We start from the raw sequence: 18,602 nt of genomic DNA, 5'->3' as shown, positions 1-18,602 counted from the left end.
AGCTGATAGCTCATAGCTAATCAGTTGCGCTCGAAATTGGGTCTGTAGCTCAGTTGGTTAGAGCGCACCCCTGATAAGGGTGAGGTCGGCAGTTCGAATCTGCCCAGACCCACCAATTTTGTTATGGGGCCATAGCTCAGCTGGGAGAGCGCCTGCCTTGCACGCAGGAGGTCAACGGTTCGATCCCGTTTGGCTCCACCATATAACTGCTTCTGCTGTTAGAGTTTAGAAATGAATATTCCAGTGTGAATATTGATTTCTAGTCTTTGATTAGATCGTTCTTTAAAAATTTGGGTATGTGATAGAAAGATAGACTGAACGTTACTTTCACTGGTAACGGATCAGGCTAAGGTAAAATTTGTGAGTTCTCTTAGTTGAGAAATTCGAATTTTCGGCGAATGTTGTCTTCACAGTATAACCAGATTGCTTGGGGTTATATGGTCAAGTGAAGAAGCGCATACGGTGGATGCCTTGGCAGTCAGAGGCGATGAAAGACGTGGTAGCCTGCGAAAAGCTTCGGGGAGTCGGCAAACAGACTTTGATCCGGAGATGTCTGAATGGGGGAACCCAGCCATCATAAGATGGTTATCTTGTACTGAATACATAGGTGCAAGAGGCGAACCAGGGGAACTGAAACATCTAAGTACCCTGAGGAAAAGAAATCAACCGAGATTCCCTTAGTAGTGGCGAGCGAACGGGGACTAGCCCTTAAGTGGCTTTGAGATTAGCGGAACGCTCTGGAAAGTGCGGCCATAGTGGGTGATAGCCCTGTACGCGAAAATCTCTTAGTCATGAAATCGAGTAGGACGGAGCACGAGAAACTTTGTCTGAATATGGGGGGACCATCCTCCAAGGCTAAATACTACTGACTGACCGATAGTGAACTAGTACCGTGAGGGAAAGGCGAAAAGAACCCCGGAGAGGGGAGTGAAATAGATCCTGAAACCGTATGCGTACAAGCAGTGGGAGCCCACTTTGTTGGGTGACTGCGTACCTTTTGTATAATGGGTCAGCGACTTATTTTCAGTGGCGAGCTTAACCGAATAGGGGAGGCGTAGCGAAAGCGAGTCTTAATAGGGCGTCTAGTCGCTGGGAATAGACCCGAAACCGGGCGATCTATCCATGGGCAGGTTGAAGGTTGGGTAACACTAACTGGAGGACCGAACCGACTACCGTTGAAAAGTTAGCGGATGACCTGTGGATCGGAGTGAAAGGCTAATCAAGCTCGGAGATAGCTGGTTCTCCTCGAAAGCTATTTAGGTAGCGCCTCATGTATCACTGTAGGGGGTAGAGCACTGTTTCGGCTAGGGGGTCATCCCGACTTACCAAACCGATGCAAACTCCGAATACCTACAAGTGCCGAGCATGGGAGACACACGGCGGGTGCTAACGTCCGTCGTGAAAAGGGAAACAACCCAGACCGTCAGCTAAGGTCCCAAAGTTATGGTTAAGTGGGAAACGATGTGGGAAGGCTTAGACAGCTAGGAGGTTGGCTTAGAAGCAGCCACCCTTTAAAGAAAGCGTAATAGCTCACTAGTCGAGTCGGCCTGCGCGGAAGATGTAACGGGGCTCAAACCATACACCGAAGCTACGGGTATCACGTAAGTGATGCGGTAGAGGAGCGTTCTGTAAGCCTGTGAAGGTGAGTTGAGAAGCTTGCTGGAGGTATCAGAAGTGCGAATGCTGACATGAGTAACGACAATGGGTGTGAAAAACACCCACGCCGAAAGACCAAGGTTTCCTGCGCAACGTTAATCGACGCAGGGTTAGTCGGTCCCTAAGGCGAGGCTGAAAAGCGTAGTCGATGGAAAACAGGTTAATATTCCTGTACTTCTGGTTATTGCGATGGAGGGACGGAGAAGGCTAGGCCAGCTTGGCGTTGGTTGTCCAAGTTTAAGGTGGTAGGCTGAGATCTTAGGTAAATCCGGGATCTTAAGGCCGAGAGCTGATGACGAGCTAACTTTTAGTTAGCGAAGTGGTTGATGCCATGCTTCCAAGAAAAGCTTCTAAGCTTCAGGTAACCAGGAACCGTACCCCAAACCGACACAGGTGGTTGGGTAGAGAATACCAAGGCGCTTGAGAGAACTCGGGTGAAGGAACTAGGCAAAATGGCACCGTAACTTCGGGAGAAGGTGCGCCGGTGAGGGTGAAGGACTTGCTCCGTAAGCTCATGCCGGTCGAAGATACCAGGCCGCTGCGACTGTTTATTAAAAACACAGCACTCTGCAAACACGAAAGTGGACGTATAGGGTGTGACGCCTGCCCGGTGCCGGAAGGTTAATTGATGGGGTTAGCTAACGCGAAGCTCTTGATCGAAGCCCCGGTAAACGGCGGCCGTAACTATAACGGTCCTAAGGTAGCGAAATTCCTTGTCGGGTAAGTTCCGACCTGCACGAATGGCGTAACGATGGCGGCGCTGTCTCCACCCGAGACTCAGTGAAATTGAAATCGCTGTGAAGATGCAGTGTATCCGCGGCTAGACGGAAAGACCCCGTGAACCTTTACTATAGCTTTGCACTGGACTTTGAATTTGCTTGTGTAGGATAGGTGGGAGGCTTTGAAGCGTGGACGCCAGTTCGCGTGGAGCCATCCTTGAAATACCACCCTGGCAACTTTGAGGTTCTAACTCAGGTCCGTTATCCGGATCGAGGACAGTGTATGGTGGGTAGTTTGACTGGGGCGGTCTCCTCCTAAAGAGTAACGGAGGAGTACGAAGGTGCGCTCAGACCGGTCGGAAATCGGTCGTAGAGTATAAAGGCAAAAGCGCGCTTGACTGCGAGACAGACACGTCGAGCAGGTACGAAAGTAGGTCTTAGTGATCCGGTGGTTCTGTATGGAAGGGCCATCGCTCAACGGATAAAAGGTACTCCGGGGATAACAGGCTGATACCGCCCAAGAGTTCATATCGACGGCGGTGTTTGGCACCTCGATGTCGGCTCATCACATCCTGGGGCTGAAGCCGGTCCCAAGGGTATGGCTGTTCGCCATTTAAAGTGGTACGCGAGCTGGGTTTAGAACGTCGTGAGACAGTTCGGTCCCTATCTGCCGTGGACGTTTGAGATTTGAGAGGGGCTGCTCCTAGTACGAGAGGACCGGAGTGGACGAACCTCTGGTGTTCCGGTTGTCACGCCAGTGGCATTGCCGGGTAGCTATGTTCGGAATAGATAACCGCTGAAAGCATCTAAGCGGGAAACTAGCCTCAAGATGAGATCTCACTGGAACCTTGAGTTCCCTGAAGGGCCGTCGAAGACTACGACGTTGATAGGTTGGGTGTGTAAGCGCTGTGAGGCGTTGAGCTAACCAATACTAATTGCCCGTGAGGCTTGACCATATAACACCCAAGCAATTTGACTACTCTAACGAGCATCAGATTGCGGTGTGTGAAGATGATACGAACCGAAAGTTCGATATCTCACAAAACACCGATCTGTCACATACCCAATTTGCTGAAGCGAGGCCATCAGGTCACGACTCAGTACCCGAATTTCTTGACGACCATAGAGCATTGGAACCACCTGATCCCATCCCGAACTCAGCAGTGAAACGATGCATCGCCGATGGTAGTGTGGGGTTTCCCCATGTGAGAGTAGGTCATCGTCAAGATTAAATTCCGAAACCCCATCTGCGAAAGCAGATGGGGTTTTGTTTTGGGCGGTCGGAAAGACAGCTCACATCGCAATTCCGCCAACAACTGCCCACAGTGCTAAAGTCGCACCCTCGATTTTCGCTTTTCCCAAGGAAGCCGTTATGCCGGATGCGACGTCCCTCAGCGCTGGATTCATGGTGGTTCACGGCAATCGCCTGGACGAACTGCGCAGCCTGGTGGTCAGCTGGATGCGCCGCTACCCCCTGGCTCCCCTGGAAAACGAAATCGCCCTGGTCCAAAGCAACGGTATCGCCCAGTGGCTCAAGCTGGCCCTGGCGGAAGATCCGGAAGACGACGACATGGGGGGTTGCGGCATCGCCGCCGCCATCGATGTTCAACTACCCGGCAGCTTTATGTGGCAGCTCTACCGTATGGTCTTGGGAAAAGATGAAATTCCGCCCAAATCCCTGCTCGATAAAGCCCCGCTGACGTGGCGCCTCATGCGCCTGCTTCCGGAGCTTATCGATCAACCGCACTTCGAACCACTCCAGCGCTTTCTCACCCACGACACCGATTTGCGCAAACGCTACCAACTCGCCGAGCGTCTGGCTGACCTGTTCGACCAATATCAGGTCTACCGTGCCGATTGGCTCGAAGACTGGGCTGCCGGCCGCCACCAGCTGCGCAACGGTCGAGGCGAATCCAAGCCACTCAACCCTGCCAACTGCTGGCAAGCCGAACTATGGCGAGCACTGCTGCTGGATGTTGGTGAAGAAGGCATGGCCGAAAGCCGCGCCGGCGTTCATCAGCGCTTTATCGAGCGCATCAATACACTGGAAAAAGCGCCCGGGGGCCTGCCATCCCGAGTCATCGTTTTCGGCATTTCCTCGTTGCCCGCCCAGGCACTGGAAGCCCTCGCCGGCCTCGCGCGATTCAGCCAAGTTCTGCTCTGCGTGCACAACCCTTGCCGCCACCATTGGTCCGACATCGTCGCCGACAAAGACCTCCTGCGTAACGAATACAAACGCCAGGCGCGCAAAGCCGGCATGCCGGTCACCATCGACCCACAAACCCTGCACCAGCACGCCCACCCGCTACTGGCCGCCTGGGGCAAACAAGGCCGTGACTACATCAGCCTGCTGGACAGCTACGACGACCCCAATAGCTACCGCGCTGCATTCCGCGATGGCCGCATCGACCTGTTCAGCGACAGCGAGCCCACCACACTGCTCAATCAACTCCAGGACGACATCCTGGAGTTGCGTCCACTCAATGAAACACGCGAGCTATGGCCTGCTGTCGACCTGCAACGTGATACCTCGATTCGCTTCCACATCGCCCACAGCGCGCAGCGAGAAGTGGAAATTCTCCACGACCAACTGCTCCAACGCTTCAGTGCCGACCCCTCGCTGCGCCCGCGGGATGTCATCGTCATGGTCCCGGATGTCGACAGCTATGCGCCGCACATCCGCGCCGTGTTCGGCCAACTCGAACGCAATGACCCACGCTTCATCCCGTTCACCCTGACCGACCAAGGCCAACGCGGCCGTGACCCGCTGCTCATCGCCGTCGAACACCTGCTGAAACTGCCCGACAGCCGCTTCCCGGTCAGCGAGATCCTCGATCTGCTCGACGTGCCGGCCCTGCGCGAACGCTTCGCCATCAAGGAGCGCGACCTGCCCACGCTGCATCGCTGGATCGAAGGCGCCGGCATCCGCTGGGGGCTCAACGCCGAACAACGTGCCGGTCTGGGCCTGCCAAAAGAACTGGAACAAAACAGCTGGCGTTTCGGCCTGCGCCGCATGTTGCTCGGTTACGCCGTCGGCACCGGCGCCGCGTGTGATGGTATCGAGCCCTACGACGAAATCGGTGGCCTTGATGCGGCGCTCATCGGCCCTTTGGTCGCTTTGCTCGACGCACTCAGCGATGCGCATCAAGCGTTATCACTGCCGGCTTCACCGACGCAATGGGGCGAGCGCTTGCAACGCCTGATACAACTGTTCTTCCTACCCAGCAGCGAGCACGATGACTACCTGCTGGGCCAACTCGAACAACTCAGGGAAACCTGGCTGGAAACCTGCGAATCCGTCGGCTTGCAAGACGAATTACCTCTCACAGTGGTCCGCGAGGCCTGGCTTGCGGGGCTGGACCAAGGTCGCCTGTCCCAACGCTTCCTCGCCGGGGCTGTCAATTTCTGCACTCTGATGCCCATGCGTGCGATCCCGTTCAAGCTCGTTTGCCTGCTCGGCATGAACGACGGTGATTACCCGCGCGCGCAACCACCGCTGGACTTCGACCTGATGGGCAGCGACTACCGCCCAGGCGACCGCTCACGCCGTGAAGACGACCGCTACCTGCTGCTCGAAGCCCTGCTTTCAGCACGTGACCAGCTCTACGTCAGTTGGGTCGGCCGCAGCATCCGCGACAACAGTGACCGCCCAGCGTCGGTACTCATCGGCCAACTGCGTGACCATCTCGCCAGTGGCTGGCACCTGGCAAACAGTGACAAACCGCTGATCGAAGCCATGACCCAAGAGCATCCGCTGCAACCGTTCAGCGCCCGTTACTTCCATGAAGGCGATGCGCTGTTCAGCTACGCGCGCGAATGGCAGTTGCTTCATGAAGCCTCCGATGCCCTCCCGACAGAACACGACCTGGCTCCCCACCAACAGGAAGAACCCCTGAGTCTCGGCCAGCTCCAAGACTTCCTGCGCAACCCGGTCAAACACTTCTTCAGCCAGCGCCTGAAAGTATTCTTCGAAGCCGCCGAAGTGCCGCTGGCCGACGAAGAGCCTTTTGTTCTCGACGCACTGCAACGCTACAGCCTGAGTGACAGCCTGCTGAATGCCGCGCTCACCCGACCCGATCAGCTCGACCAGACCCTGAACGCCCAGGCCCTGCGCCTGCAAGGCAGTGGCCTGTTGCCGATGGTTGGTTTCGGCGAATGCCTGCGCAACGAACTGATCGAGCCTTTACCCGATCTGTTGCGACGCTATCAGCAATTGCTCGCCCTTTGGCCTACCCCGCACACCGGTGCCGAACCGGTCAGTTTTGAGCATCACGGCGTGCAGTTGGAAGGCTGGATCAGCGGTCTGCATCGACGCAGTGATGGCGGGTTGCTAAGCGTTACCACCATTCCCAACAGCATCGGCTCGATCAAGACCCGCAAGTGGCATCGCCTGATTCGCCCTTGGGTCAATCACCTGGTTGCCTGTGCGTGCGGTCTGCCGCTGAGCACCGGCTTGGTGGCCAGCGATGACACCCTGCTGCTGCCGCCTCTGGATAAAGCCAATGCCCAGGAAGTCCTCGGCCACTTGCTGCTCGCCTGGCATGCCGGAATGAGCAAACCGTTGCCCGTGGCCGTCAAAACCGCTTTCGCGTGGCTCAGCCAGACCGACCCCGTCAAGGCCGAAGCAGCCGCAGTTAAAACCTACGAAGGTGATGGGCTCAACAACGAAGGCGAACGCCGCGAAACGCCGGCGCTCACCCGGCAATTCCCCGATTACGCCACACTCATCGCCAGTGAAGAATTCGAAGGTTGGTGCGAAACCCTGTATCGCCCGCTGCTCAACGCCCCGTGGCGATCACTCACCGGCGAGGAGGCCAGCGCATGACCAGCAGACCCTTGGCCCTGGCCTTTCCGCTCAAAGGCAGCCAGCTGATTGAAGCCAGCGCCGGTACCGGAAAGACCTTCACCATCTCCGCCCTCTACCTGCGCCTGGTCCTCGGCCACGGGGGCGATGAATCAAGCTTTGGCCGCGAACTGCTGCCGCCGCAGATCCTGGTGGTGACCTTCACCGATGCCGCCACCAAAGAACTGCGCGAACGCATCCGCATCCGCCTGGCCGAAGCCGCTCGTTTTTTTCGCGAAGAGATTGAACAGCCAGACGCCCTGATCGCCGATCTGCGCGCGGATTACCTACCCGAACAATGGCCTGCCTGCGCCAACCGCCTGGACATCGCCGCCCAGTGGATGGACGAAGCCGCCGTCTCGACCATCCACAGTTGGTGTCAGCGCATGCTGCGCGAACATGCGTTCGACAGCGGCAGCCTGTTCACCCAGACCCTGGAAACCGACCACAGCGATTTGCTCGGCGAAGTGTTGCGCGATTACTGGCGGCTGTTCTGCTACCCGATGCATGACGACGCACTCAACTGGGTGCGCAGTCACTGGGGTGGACCTGCTGCGTTGATGCCACGGGTACGCGCGTTGTTCGGCAGCGAGCGGCCGACGGATGAAACCCGCGAGCCCGCAGAACTGATCACGGCTTGCCTGCAAGAGCGCCGCGAAGCGCTGACAACCCTCAAGGCGCCTTGGCAACAATGGGCCACTGAGCTGCGCGACATCTGCCTGCAAGCCGTGGCCGCCAAAGCCGTCGACGGGCGCAAGATGCAGGCGCGCTACTTCGAACCCTGGTTCGAAAAAATCAGTGCCTGGGCTGCTGACGAAACCCTCGAACAACTCGACATCGGCACCGGCTTCACGCGCCTGACGCCTGACGGCATGGCCGAAGCCTGGAAAGGCGAGCCACCGCAGCATCCTGGCATCGACGCCATGGCCGGTCTCAAGGCGGCTCTCGATGCGCTGCCGACCCCCGACGCCGCCGTGTTGCAACACGCCGCCGGCTGGGTGGGCAAACGCTTTGAAGAAGAAAAACGCCGTCGCACCGAAATGGGGTTCGACGACATGCTCATCCGCCTCAACGCCGCGCTGCAAGCCGACGGCGGCGAACGCCTGGCCAGTGTGGTCCGCGAGCAATTCCCGGTGGCCCTGATCGACGAGTTCCAGGACACCGACCCGGTGCAATACAGCATCTTCGACAGTATCTACCGCATTGAAGAAAACCACCTCGACAGTGGCCTGTTCCTGATCGGAGACCCCAAGCAAGCGATCTACGCCTTCCGTGGCGCCGATATCTACACCTACCTGCGCGCCCGTCAGTCCACCACCGGCCGCCACCACACGTTGGGCACCAACTTCCGCTCCAGCCACGCGATGGTCGAGGCAGTGAACCATGTGTTTCAGCGTGCGGAAACGGGCCGTGGTGCATTCCTGTTCCGCGAGCCCGATGGTGTAAACCCGGTGCCGTTCCACTCGGTACTGTCCCAGGGGCGCAAGGAACAATTGCAGGTCGATGGGCAAACGCTGCCCGCGATGAACCTCTGGCACTTACCCACCGACCAGCCGGTTTCCAACGTGATTTATCGTCAGCAGCTGGCGGCCGCCTGTGCCACGCACATTGTTGAGTTGCTCAACGGCGGGCAGCAAGGCAGCGCAGGTTTCCTACAACCGGACGGCAGCTTCAAAGGTGTACGCCCGTCAGACATCGCGATCCTTGTGCGCGACGGCAAGGAAGCCCAAGCCGTACGCGGCGAATTGGCCGCCCGTGGAGTGCGCAGCGTCTACCTGTCCGACAAGGACTCCGTCTTCGCCGCACAGGAGGCCCACGACCTGCTGGCTTGGCTCAAGGCTTGCGCCGAGCCGGATGTCGAACGCCCGCTGCGCGCCGCTCTGGCCTGCGTCACGCTCAACCTGTCACTGGCAGAACTGGAGCGCCTGAACCAGGACGAGCTGGCGTGGGAAAGCCGCGTCATGCAGTTCCGTGGCTACCGCACGATCTGGCGCACCCAAGGCGTGCTGCCGATGCTGCGTCGCCTGCTGCACGACTTCAAGCTGCCGCAAACCCTGATCGCACGCAGTGACGGTGAGCGTGTGCTGACCAACCTGCTGCACCTCAGTGAACTGCTGCAACAGGCAGCTTCTGAACTTGATGGCGAGCAGGCACTGATCCGCCATTTGGCCGAGCACCTGGCACTTTCCGGCCAGGCGGGCGAAGAACAAATCCTGCGCCTGGAAAGTGATGAACAACTGGTCAAGGTCGTGACCATCCACAAATCCAAGGGCCTGGAATACGACCTGGTTTTCCTGCCCTTCATCTGCTCAGCCAAACCCGTGGACGGTAGCCGATTGCCCCTTCATTACCATGATGAAAACGGCAAATCCCACGTCAGCCTGCGCCCTACGCCTGAGCTGATCGCCCAGGCGGACAACGAACGGCTGGCCGAAGACCTGCGCCTGTTCTACGTAGCCCTGACCCGCGCCAAGCATGCGTGCTGGCTGGGTATCGCCGACCTCAAGCGCGGCAACAGCAACAACTCCGTACTGCACCTGTCGGCGCTGGGCTATTTGCTTGGCGCAGGAGCATCACTGGGTGAGTCCGCCGGCTTGGCGCGCTGGCTCTTGGACCTTCAAGAAGGGTGCACGGCAATCCACTATGGCCAGGTGCCCGAAGCGCAAGACAACCTCTTCCACCCACCCCGCAACGAAGCCACGCTGCGAGCGCCCCTCCTGCCCAAACGCAAGGCTGCAGAAAACTGGTGGATTGCTTCCTACAGCGCCTTGCGCATCGGCGACAGCATGAGCGCCGCCACCCTCGAAGCACCGGAAAGCCCGCAGGCCCAAAAGCTGTTTGATGACGAACGCCTCGATCCCGACGCACCGCGCGAAGTGGCGGCATCCGGCGGCGACATTCACCGTTTCCCACGCGGCCCTAACCCAGGGACCTTCCTGCACGGCCTGCTGGAATGGGCAGGGGAGGACGGATTCAACGTCACGCCCGAGGCGATCGAAAAGGCCGTGGGCGCCCGCTGCAACCGGCGCAACTGGGAAGGCTGGATCATTACCCTCAGCAGCTGGCTCGGCCACCTGCTGCAAACGCCATTGCCTGTGAATAACAGCCACGTCTCCCTCAGTGGTTTGCAGCAGTACCAGATCGAGATGGAATTCTGGTTCGCCAGCCACAAGGTCGACGTACTCGCCCTCGACAAGCTGGTCTGCCAATACACCCACAACGGTGTATCCCGCGTCGCCGCAGAGCCGGTGCTGCTCAACGGTATGTTCAAGGGCTTCATCGATTTGACCTTCGAACATGACGGCCGCTATTACGTGGCCGACTACAAATCCAACTGGCTGGGCCCCGACGATTCGGCCTACACCTTTGATGCCATGGAACAGTCGATCCTTGATCATCGGTACGACCTGCAATACGTGCTTTACCTGTTGGCCCTGCACCGCCAACTCAAGGCGCGCCTGCCGGACTACGACTACGACCGCCATGTCGGCGGTGCGTTGTACATTTTCCTGCGGGGTACGCAGTCCGCGAGTCAGGGTGCGTATTTCACCCGACCGCCGCGGGAATTGATTGAAGGCCTGGACCTGCTGTTCCAGGGCAAGCCCATCCCGCCCAAGGTTGAGCCCGCCTGGGAACAAGGAGTGTTGTTATGAGCCTGTTGCCGTTACCGCTGGAGGAACTGACGCCCCTCAGCCGCGCCGCCGACCTGGTGCAATTACTGGAACGTTGGGTCGACCGTGGCTGGTTGCGTGCCTTGGACAAAGCCTTTGTCGGTTTCCTGCACGAGCTTGATCCACAGGCGGACCCGCTGATGCTACTGGCCGCCGCGCTGACCAGCCATCAATTGGGCCACGGCCATGTCTGCCTTGACCTGTTCGAAACCCTCAAGGCGCCGGATTTCGCCCTGTCGTTGCCGCCTGAAGGCGACCTGCAAACCGGCGCCATGCTGCTGCCGTCGCAGTTGCTCGACGGCCTGGACGGCGCCCACTGGTGCCATGCTCTGGCCGCCAGTCACTTGGTGGCGTTGGCAGTCGATGGCCGCGAATCCGCCCAAAGTCGCCCTTTGGTACTCTCCGGCAAGCGCCTGTACCTGCGCCGCTACTGGACCTACGAACGGCGCATCGACACCGCCCTGCGCCTGCGTCTCGCTACTCAGGAGAGTGTCGCCGCTGATTTGCCGCAGCGCCTCAACAGCCTGTTCGACCAACCACCGCCCGACGGCGTGATCGACTGGCAAAAACTCGCCTGCGCGTTGGCCACTCGCGGCGCATTCAGCATCGTCACCGGCGGCCCCGGCACTGGCAAGACCACCACCGTGGTGCGCTTGCTCGCGCTGTTGCAGGCGCCGGCTGTGGACGTCGGCAGCCCACTGCGCATTCGCCTGGCCGCGCCCACCGGTAAGGCCGCCGCACGCCTCACCGAGTCCATCAGCCAACAAGTGCTGTCGCTGAAAGTGCCTGACAGCGTGAAGGAAAAAATCCCAACCCAGGTCACCACCGTCCACCGCCTGCTGGGCAGTCGTCCGGGCACGCGGCATTTTCGTCATCACATCGGCAACCCATTGCCGCTGGATGTGCTGGTGGTGGACGAAGCCTCAATGATCGACCTGGAAATGATGGCCAACCTGCTCGACGCCTTGCCGCCCCATGCACGCCTGGTGCTGTTGGGCGACAAGGACCAACTGGCGTCGGTAGAAGCGGGCGCCGTGCTCGGTGATTTGTGCCGCGACGCCGAAGCCGGTTTCTACAGCGCCGAGACGCGCCAATGGCTGCAGGCCGTCAGCGGTGAAGACCTCAGCGCCAGCGGCCTGCAGGAAGACTTCGACGGCAGCCATCCCCTGGCCCAGCAAGTGGTGATGCTGCGTTACTCGCGACGTTTCGGCGAAGGCAGTGGCATCGGCCAACTGGCGCGCTGGGTCAACCAGCAAAACCCTGAAGAAGCCCGCAAACTGCTTGCCGCGCGCAGTCACGATGATCTGTTTTGCGTCAGTCTCAAGGGCGAACACGATCACGCCCTGGAACGCCTGGTGCTGGACGGGCAGGGCGAGGGTGCCGAGGGCTATCGCTATTACCTCAACCTGTTGCAAAGCGCGCGTCCGTCGCCGGAAACACCGCGTGAAAGCGACGCCTGGACCCACTGGGCGCAACAACTGCTGCAAGCTTTCGACGCGTTCCAACTGCTCTGCGCGGTACGCAAAGGCCCCTGGGGCGTGGAAGGCCTGAACCTGCGCATCACCGCCGCCCTGCGCAAGGTACGGCTGATCGACGGCGACGAACAATGGTACGAGGGGCGCCCGGTGCTGATGACCCGTAACGATTACGGCCTGGGCTTGATGAACGGTGACATCGGCATCGCCCTCAAATTGCCCGAAAGCGACGGCGGTCCCCAGGTGCTGCGCGTGGCTTTCCCGCGTAACGACGGCCAGGGCGGCGTGCGTTTTGTGTTGCCCAGCCGTTTGAACGATGTGGAAACCGTGTACGCCATGACCGTGCATAAATCCCAGGGCTCGGAATTCACGCATACCGCGCTGATCCTGCCGGATGCGTTGAGCCCGGTGCTCACTAAAGAGCTGATCTACACCGGCATCACTCGGGCCAAGCGTTGGTTCAGCCTGATCGAGCCCCGAGGCGGCGTGTTTGAAGAAGCCGTCAGGCGTAAGGTCAAGCGTTTGAGTGGGTTGATGCTGGAGTTGGGTCACGAATCAGAAAAAACTGACTGACAGCTCATGCAATATTTCTTATTCAGGCGTCTGATTTTTCTGAAAAAATAGCGAGCCCCGCCAACGCCCGTCTTCGTGGGGTTTTCCGCCGCTGTGCTATCGTTGCGGCATCATTTATAAAAACACCTGAGAGAATCGCTGCATGAACGTGGCTGTCGCGTCCACAGAGCGCAGTTTGAGCTGGAGACGCCTGCTACTGGTGGCGGTCCTGTGTGTGCTCGCGCCACACGCCTGCGCCCAGGCATCCGACCCTGCAGGCCTTGCCGCACACCGCGCCCAGGCGGTCACCCAAGTGGTACTGGGTATCCTCAGTTATGCGCGCTGGCCGGTAGAGCCTGCGCAATTGCGCCTGTGTATTGTTGGCCCGACCCAGTACACCGACGATTTGATCAAAGGCACCACCCAGGCCACCGGCCGTCCCGTCGTGGTTCAGCGCCTGCTGGCCAACCATCCGGATATCGTCAATGCCTGTGACGCGGTGTACATCGGCAAACTCAGTGCCGATGAGCGCAGCCAGCTGTTCACGTCGTTGATCGGCCATCCGGTACTGAGCATCAGCGAAGGTGGCGACCAATGCACGGTGGGCAGTCTGTTCTGTCTGCGGGTGAGCGATGAGCAGGTTTCGTTCGAGGTCAACCTCGACTCCGTCGCCCGCAGCGGTGTACGCATTCACCCGAGCGTGCTGCAGTTGTCCCGTCGCCGAGCGCCTGCGTCATGACGGTTGTCAAAGTGCGGCCGACCCTGGGTTCTGTCATCGGCCGAGGACACCTGATCCTGGCGCTGGTGGCCGTGACCCTGGCGAGTGTCTCTCTGACCTTGCTCGGGGTGCTGGCGTTGCGGGTCTATGCCGAGCACAACCTGCACCTGATCGCACGTTCCATCAATTACACCGTGGAAGCGGCGGTGGTGTTCAACGACAGCGCGGCGGCCACCGAAGCCCTCAGCCTGATCGCCTCCACCGAAGAAGTGGCCGAGGCCGAAGTCTTCGATGTCAACGGCACGTTGTTGGCGAAGTGGATACGCCCGGAAACCGGCATGCTTTCTCGGGTCGAGCTGGAGCTGGCGCATACCCTGCTCGAACAACCCATCAGCCAGCCGATCCTGCATCAAGGCCAAGTCATCGGCAGCACCCACCTCACCGGTCACGGCGGCAGCTTGCTGCGCTTCCTGCTCAGCGGCCTGGCCGGGATCCTCATCTGCACTGCGCTCAGCGCGTGGATCGCCCTGCACCTGGCGCGGCGCCTGTTGCGCGGCATCACCGGCCCGCTGCAAAGCCTCGCCGCGGTGGCCCACGCCGCGCGCAGTGAACGCGACTTCGACCGCCGCGTACCCCCGGCAAAAATCGCCGAACTCGACAGCCTGGGCAGTGACTTCAACGCCTTGCTCGGCGAGATGGAAGCCTGGCAAAGCCATCTGCAAAGCGAAAACGAATCCCTCGCCCATCAGGCCAACCACGACAGCCTCACCGGCCTGCCCAACCGTGCTTTTTTCGAAGGCCGTTTGATTCGGGCGCTGCGCAGTGCGGCCAAGGCCAAAGAACAGGTGGCGGTGCTTTACCTCGACAGCGACCGCTTCAAAGAGATCAATGACAGCTTTGGCCACGCCGCCGGCGATGCAGTCCTCGTCGCCGTCGCGGAGCGCGTGCGTGCGCAATTGCGTGAAGATGACCTGGTGGCGCGCTTGGGCGGCGATGAGTTCGCCATCCTGCTGGCGCCGTTGCACAAGGCGCAAGACGCCGAGCGTATTGCCGACAAGATCATCGCCAGCATGGACCTGCCGATCCCCGTGCCAGGCAACACCCAGGTACTGACGTCCCTTAGCATCGGCATCGCCATCTACCCCGATCATGGTGCCACCCCAGGTGCCTTGCTCAATGCCGCCGACGCGGCGATGTACCAGGCCAAACGTTTGTCTTCGGGCGGCCAGCAAACGGCGGAGTCGGAGCACTCGGCCGCCAACGTTCAACACAGGAGCTGACACCTTGTTCTCGACCGCGCGTTTCATGTTTATCACCCTGCTCGTGGCACTGCTCGCCCTTGGCGGCTGCCAGACGCCGCCGCCCAAAGGCCTGACCCCAGCGCAAGTGGCCGTCCTCAAGCAGCAGGGCTTCGAGCTGACCGATGACGGCTGGGCATTCGGCCTGTCCGGCAAAGTGCTGTTCGGCAGTGACGTCGAGACGCTCAACCAACCCAGCACCGAGATTGTCCAGCGTATCGGCAAAGCCCTGCTGGGCGTGGGTATCGAACGCGTTCGCGTCGACGGCCACACCGACGCGTCGGGCAAGGAAACCTACAACCAGCAACTGTCCCTGCGCCGTGCCAAAAGTGTGGCGACGGTGTTGACCGGCGTGGGCATGAAAGAAGAAAACATCCAGCTGCGCGGGCTGGGCAGCAGCCAGCCAGTGGCGTCCAACGACACAGTGGCGGGACGCACCGAAAATCGGCGGGTGTCGATTGTGGTGATCGCGGACTGAGCCCGTCCTACCGACCTCAATGTAAAACCCAATCAACTGTGGGAGCTGGCTTGCCGGCGATAGCGGTGTCTCAGTACGGGATGTACTGACTGACACACTGCCATCGCCGGCAAGCCAGCTCCCACAGTGGGTTTTGCGGTGCCTGGCTACAGCGTTCGCTTACCGGCCCGGTGTCATCGCCTGCGTTGACGCACCATCACCGTATCTCAGCAAAGACCGTCAAGCATGTTTCCTGTAGGAGAAGTCTGCCATGACGAATCTTGATGGCTAGGCTGACGAAGTTTCGCTTTTTCGCAAAGGGTGGGCTTAGTTAAATGGCCGCTCCAAGTAACCACCGTAAAGGACTGCGATGAGCATAAACGTCAGTAACTTCCGCCAAGAGGTTTCTAAAACTAGGCTTTCACACAGTGCTTTTAATGAGCTGTTGAGCGCAAGAGCGTTGTTCGAGTCTGAAAGTCAGGGAGTTCGATTCGATACCAAAGCCGCGCACATCAATCCTCTACAATCACCCGTCCTGAGCAAGGAGCTAGATAGAATCCGAACCATGATCGATCATGAAAGCCATGTTTTGATTCTTGATGGCTTTAAGGTCGACAAACTTTCGAGTTTCAAATCGCTGATATGGACATTTGGCTCTCTACTCGGTGTGCCAATGGTGCAGAACCATCTCGGTCATAAGGTGATTGAGGTTTATGACAGGGGCGGTAAGAGCATTGAAGATGGTGCGAGATACCATCAAACCCGCCAAGGTGCCTATGTGCACAACGATGGAGTGAGCGACCCGTTGCCTATCGATTACTTGATCCTGGCGTGCGGACAAAAAGCGCTTTTGGGAGGTGAGAGCATTCTGATTGATGCAAGCGCGGTATACGCGGAGCTGATGGCGTTTCCAGAAATACTGGAAGAACTTAAATGCGACTTCTTTTTTGAAAACCGCGGCATGTCAGATGAGGAGCAGTTGTTCAAAGCGCCTATCCTGAGTTTTTCCGATGAAGGTATTCCACTGGTCAGATACTTTCGCGTCTACATTGAGTCCGCTCACCTTAAGGCGGGAGTGCCATTAACCATGGCCCAATCCCAAGCGCTAGACTTTCTGGACACCGTTCTCGATCAGTCATCGGTTCAGCATCGAGTGTTGCTGGAACCAGGGCAGGTACTCATTTCAGCCGATAACAAGTTTCTCCATACCCGCACGCACTTTATAGATATGATATTCCACGTTGTGTGATTGATGATGGCGAGTCCTTGAACGATCTAAATCGCTACATGCTACGGATGTGGTTACGCAAACAATGATGCCTCGAGGCGCCTAAGTTACATCCCCCCCTCTATCCGCCATAAGCCGAACCCCATGGAAAACTCCGATATCGCGATCACGCTGGTCCTGATCTCTGCCTTTATGCACGCCACTTGGAACGCCGTAGTCCGTGCCGGTAGCAGTCGCTTCATGACCTTGGCCATGGTGGATGGCACCGCGCTGGTGATATGCCTGTTGGCGTTGCCGCTTGTCAGTGTACCGAGCCTGGAAGTAGGGGGTTATATCCTCGTCTCCGTGGTACTCAATACGGTCTATCGATTATTTCTGATCAAAGCGTACGAAACGGGTGACTTCGGTCAGGTTTACCCGGTGATGCGTGGGGTACCGCCGGTATTGGTCGCGCTGTTTTCCTACTTTCTGTTGCATGAACAGTTGTCAGTTCAGGCACTGGTGGGTGTGTCGCTGATATGTGTGGGAATTATCAGCCTGACCTTTGTGCGTCGGATGACGGCGCAGATGTTCAAGCCGATCCTGATGGCGGTGTGCGCTGGAGCGTTTATCGCGTCTTACACTGTAGTGGACGCCAAAGGTGTAAGAACCAGTGAGACGGTGTTGCAGTACATCGTCTACCTGACGGTGTTCCAGAGTATTCCGATCCCACTGCTGGCGTTTTCCAAAGAGCGCTCGGCTTTGGCTCAAGCGATACGTGGGCACTGGCGAGTCGGCCTATTAGGCGGCGTTTTTTACTTGGCGTCCTACGCATTGGTGTTGTTTGCATTGTCGCTGGACGCGGTGGCCAAGGTCTCAGCGCTGCGGGAAACCAGTGTTATTATCGGCGCCATTATTGCCGCGCTGTTCTTTCATGAACGGTTCGGTTGGCGACGGATGCTGTCGGCATTCGTCATTGTTAGCGGGATCATCTTGATCAAAGTGAGCACCTGATGGCTCAGCGTCCGCCTCCCACACCGATGCTTCAAGCGTTCGTCAGCGCTGCGCAAACCGGTAGTTTTGCGCGTGCGGCTTCTGACCTTAACCTCACTGCCAGCGCCATTAGTCATCAAATTGCAGGCTTGGAGGAATGGTGGGGCGTGCAGTTGTTTGAGCGGCATTCACGCGGCGTCAAGCTGACGCCAGCGGGGCAAGCCTTGTTGCCGGTTACCGATGGCTTTTTCAAGGCGCTGGATGGGGTACTGCAATCGCTCAACCCCGGTAAATCCCGACCGTTGTACCTCTCGTGCACGTCTTCTCTCTGCTCGACGTGGCTAATCCCCAGGATGCATGGGTCGCACACAGAGGCCTCGTTCAACCTCGATCTGGTGTTGACTAGCGCCGATATGAACAGCACCAGCCTGGAAGCTCATCAATACGATGTCGCGGTGGTGATGGGGTACGGCGATTATCCGGATCACCATGTTGAATTGCTGATGTGCGACGCGGTATTTCCCGTTTGCTCGCCAGAATTTCTGCGGTTGAAGGGGGATATTTCACTGGAGGATGTCGCCCGGTACCCGCTGATTCATCGGGTGGACGATCAGGTGTGTCCGGGGTGGGAAAGCTGGTTTGCGTTTCAGGGGTTGGCGGCGCCGCCTTATCACCATGGGCCGCGATTTCCGGATTCGAGCCTGGCGATCAGTCTGGCGGTGAAGGGCACAGGCATTGCACTGGGCAGGACTGCGTTGGTATATGACCTATTGGCAGACGGCGCGTTGGTTGCGTTGAAAAGCCCCGTGATGATGTCGCCAGCGGCGTACTACATCATCTGTCAAAACGGCCGGCAGTTAGAGCCGGATATCGCTCGGTTGATTGAATGGCTCAAGACCAGTGCGAATAAGTTTTTGCGCGAAGTTCGGGCTCGGTATCCGCAAATTGCCGGGGCTGGTGCGATTTAAATGTAGGAAGGAGCAAGGCTCCTCCCGCATTCGAACGGTATTCGC

At 58.6% G+C, this 18,602-nt stretch carries 9 protein-coding genes, 2 tRNA genes and 2 rRNA genes; all 13 read left to right on the top strand.

The features are described from left to right. Positions 1-38 precede the first annotated feature (38 nt). The 13 genes from PF1751_RS23535 (at position 39) to PF1751_RS23475 (ending at position 18,557) form a co-directional block, all read left to right on the top strand. A tRNA-Ile gene (locus PF1751_RS23535) sits at positions 39-115 on the top strand. Positions 116-125: 10 nt separating this feature from the next. Then, positions 126-201 (top strand) — tRNA-Ala (locus PF1751_RS23530). A gap of 238 nt (positions 202-439) precedes the next feature. After that, positions 440-3,331 (top strand): 23S ribosomal RNA (locus PF1751_RS23525). Between the two features lie 156 nt (positions 3,332-3,487). Then, positions 3,488-3,603, top strand: a 5S ribosomal RNA gene (rrf, locus tag PF1751_RS23520). Positions 3,604-3,747: 144 nt separating this feature from the next. Next, a complete protein-coding gene (gene recC / locus PF1751_RS23515; protein ID WP_044287885.1) occupies positions 3,748-7,200 on the top strand; it encodes an exodeoxyribonuclease V subunit gamma in 3,453 nt (1,150 codons plus the stop codon). Continuing rightward, positions 7,197-10,871 carry an exodeoxyribonuclease V subunit beta gene (gene recB / locus PF1751_RS23510; protein ID WP_044287883.1) on the top strand — a complete coding sequence of 1,225 codons (3,675 nt, stop codon included), beginning with the start codon at positions 7,197-7,199 and terminating at the stop codon, positions 10,869-10,871. The genes recC and recB overlap by 4 nt, the downstream gene beginning before the upstream one ends. Continuing rightward, positions 10,868-12,937, top strand: coding sequence for an exodeoxyribonuclease V subunit alpha (gene recD, locus PF1751_RS23505; protein ID WP_044287881.1), 2,070 nt, complete (start codon positions 10,868-10,870; stop codon positions 12,935-12,937). The genes recB and recD overlap by 4 nt, the downstream gene beginning before the upstream one ends. Positions 12,938-13,079: 142 nt before the next feature. Further along, positions 13,080-13,655 carry a regulatory sequestration protein YfiR gene (gene yfiR, locus PF1751_RS23500; RefSeq protein ID WP_010206546.1) on the top strand — a complete coding sequence of 192 codons (576 nt, stop codon included), beginning with the start codon at positions 13,080-13,082 and terminating at the stop codon, positions 13,653-13,655. Beyond that, complete coding sequence (dgcN, locus tag PF1751_RS23495) at positions 13,652-14,914, top strand: diguanylate cyclase DgcN/YfiN (protein WP_010206545.1); 1,263 nt, start codon at positions 13,652-13,654, stop codon at positions 14,912-14,914. Before yfiR ends, dgcN begins: the two co-directional genes overlap by 4 nt. 4 nt (positions 14,915-14,918) lie before the next feature. Beyond that, the gene (yfiB, locus tag PF1751_RS23490; RefSeq protein WP_010206544.1) at positions 14,919-15,410 is read left to right on the top strand and encodes an outer membrane lipoprotein YfiB; all 492 of its coding nucleotides are present in this window, start codon (positions 14,919-14,921) and stop codon (positions 15,408-15,410) included. A 544-nt stretch (positions 15,411-15,954) separates the two neighbouring features. Next, complete coding sequence (locus tag PF1751_RS23485) at positions 15,955-16,638, top strand: TauD/TfdA family dioxygenase (RefSeq protein ID WP_231621429.1); 684 nt, start codon at positions 15,955-15,957, stop codon at positions 16,636-16,638. 123 nt (positions 16,639-16,761) lie between these two features. Further along, positions 16,762-17,610 (top strand): EamA family transporter, encoded by an 849-nt coding sequence (locus PF1751_RS23480; RefSeq protein WP_010206542.1) that lies wholly within the window; start codon positions 16,762-16,764, stop codon positions 17,608-17,610. Beyond that, on the top strand, positions 17,610-18,557 hold the full coding sequence (locus PF1751_RS23475) for a LysR substrate-binding domain-containing protein (RefSeq protein WP_044287879.1): 948 nt from the start codon (positions 17,610-17,612) through the stop codon (positions 18,555-18,557). The genes PF1751_RS23480 and PF1751_RS23475 overlap by 1 nt, the downstream gene beginning before the upstream one ends. Positions 18,558-18,602: the final 45 nt, after the last annotated feature.

This window comes from Pseudomonas simiae, from assembly GCF_000934565.1.
Lineage (GTDB): Bacteria > Pseudomonadota > Gammaproteobacteria > Pseudomonadales > Pseudomonadaceae > Aquipseudomonas > Aquipseudomonas simiae.
The sequence above is the reverse complement of the archived record's forward strand: the minus strand, read 5'-3'. Positions and strand labels throughout refer to the sequence as shown.

Bases quoted from the DNA above. Each gene is read 5' to 3' on its own strand.
- recC (WP_044287885.1), top strand. From the start codon at position 3,748: ATGCCGGATGCGACGTCCCTCAGCGCTGGATTCATGGTGGTTCACGGC.
- recB (WP_044287883.1), top strand. From the start codon at position 7,197: ATGACCAGCAGACCCTTGGCCCTGGCCTTTCCGCTCAAAGGCAGCCAG.
- recD (WP_044287881.1), top strand. From the start codon at position 10,868: ATGAGCCTGTTGCCGTTACCGCTGGAGGAACTGACGCCCCTCAGCCGC.
- yfiR (WP_010206546.1), top strand. From the start codon at position 13,080: ATGAACGTGGCTGTCGCGTCCACAGAGCGCAGTTTGAGCTGGAGACGC.
- dgcN (WP_010206545.1), top strand. From the start codon at position 13,652: ATGACGGTTGTCAAAGTGCGGCCGACCCTGGGTTCTGTCATCGGCCGA.
- PF1751_RS23485 (WP_231621429.1), top strand. From the start codon at position 15,955: ATGATCGATCATGAAAGCCATGTTTTGATTCTTGATGGCTTTAAGGTC.
- PF1751_RS23480 (WP_010206542.1), top strand. From the start codon at position 16,762: ATGGAAAACTCCGATATCGCGATCACGCTGGTCCTGATCTCTGCCTTT.
- PF1751_RS23475 (WP_044287879.1), top strand. From the start codon at position 17,610: ATGGCTCAGCGTCCGCCTCCCACACCGATGCTTCAAGCGTTCGTCAGC.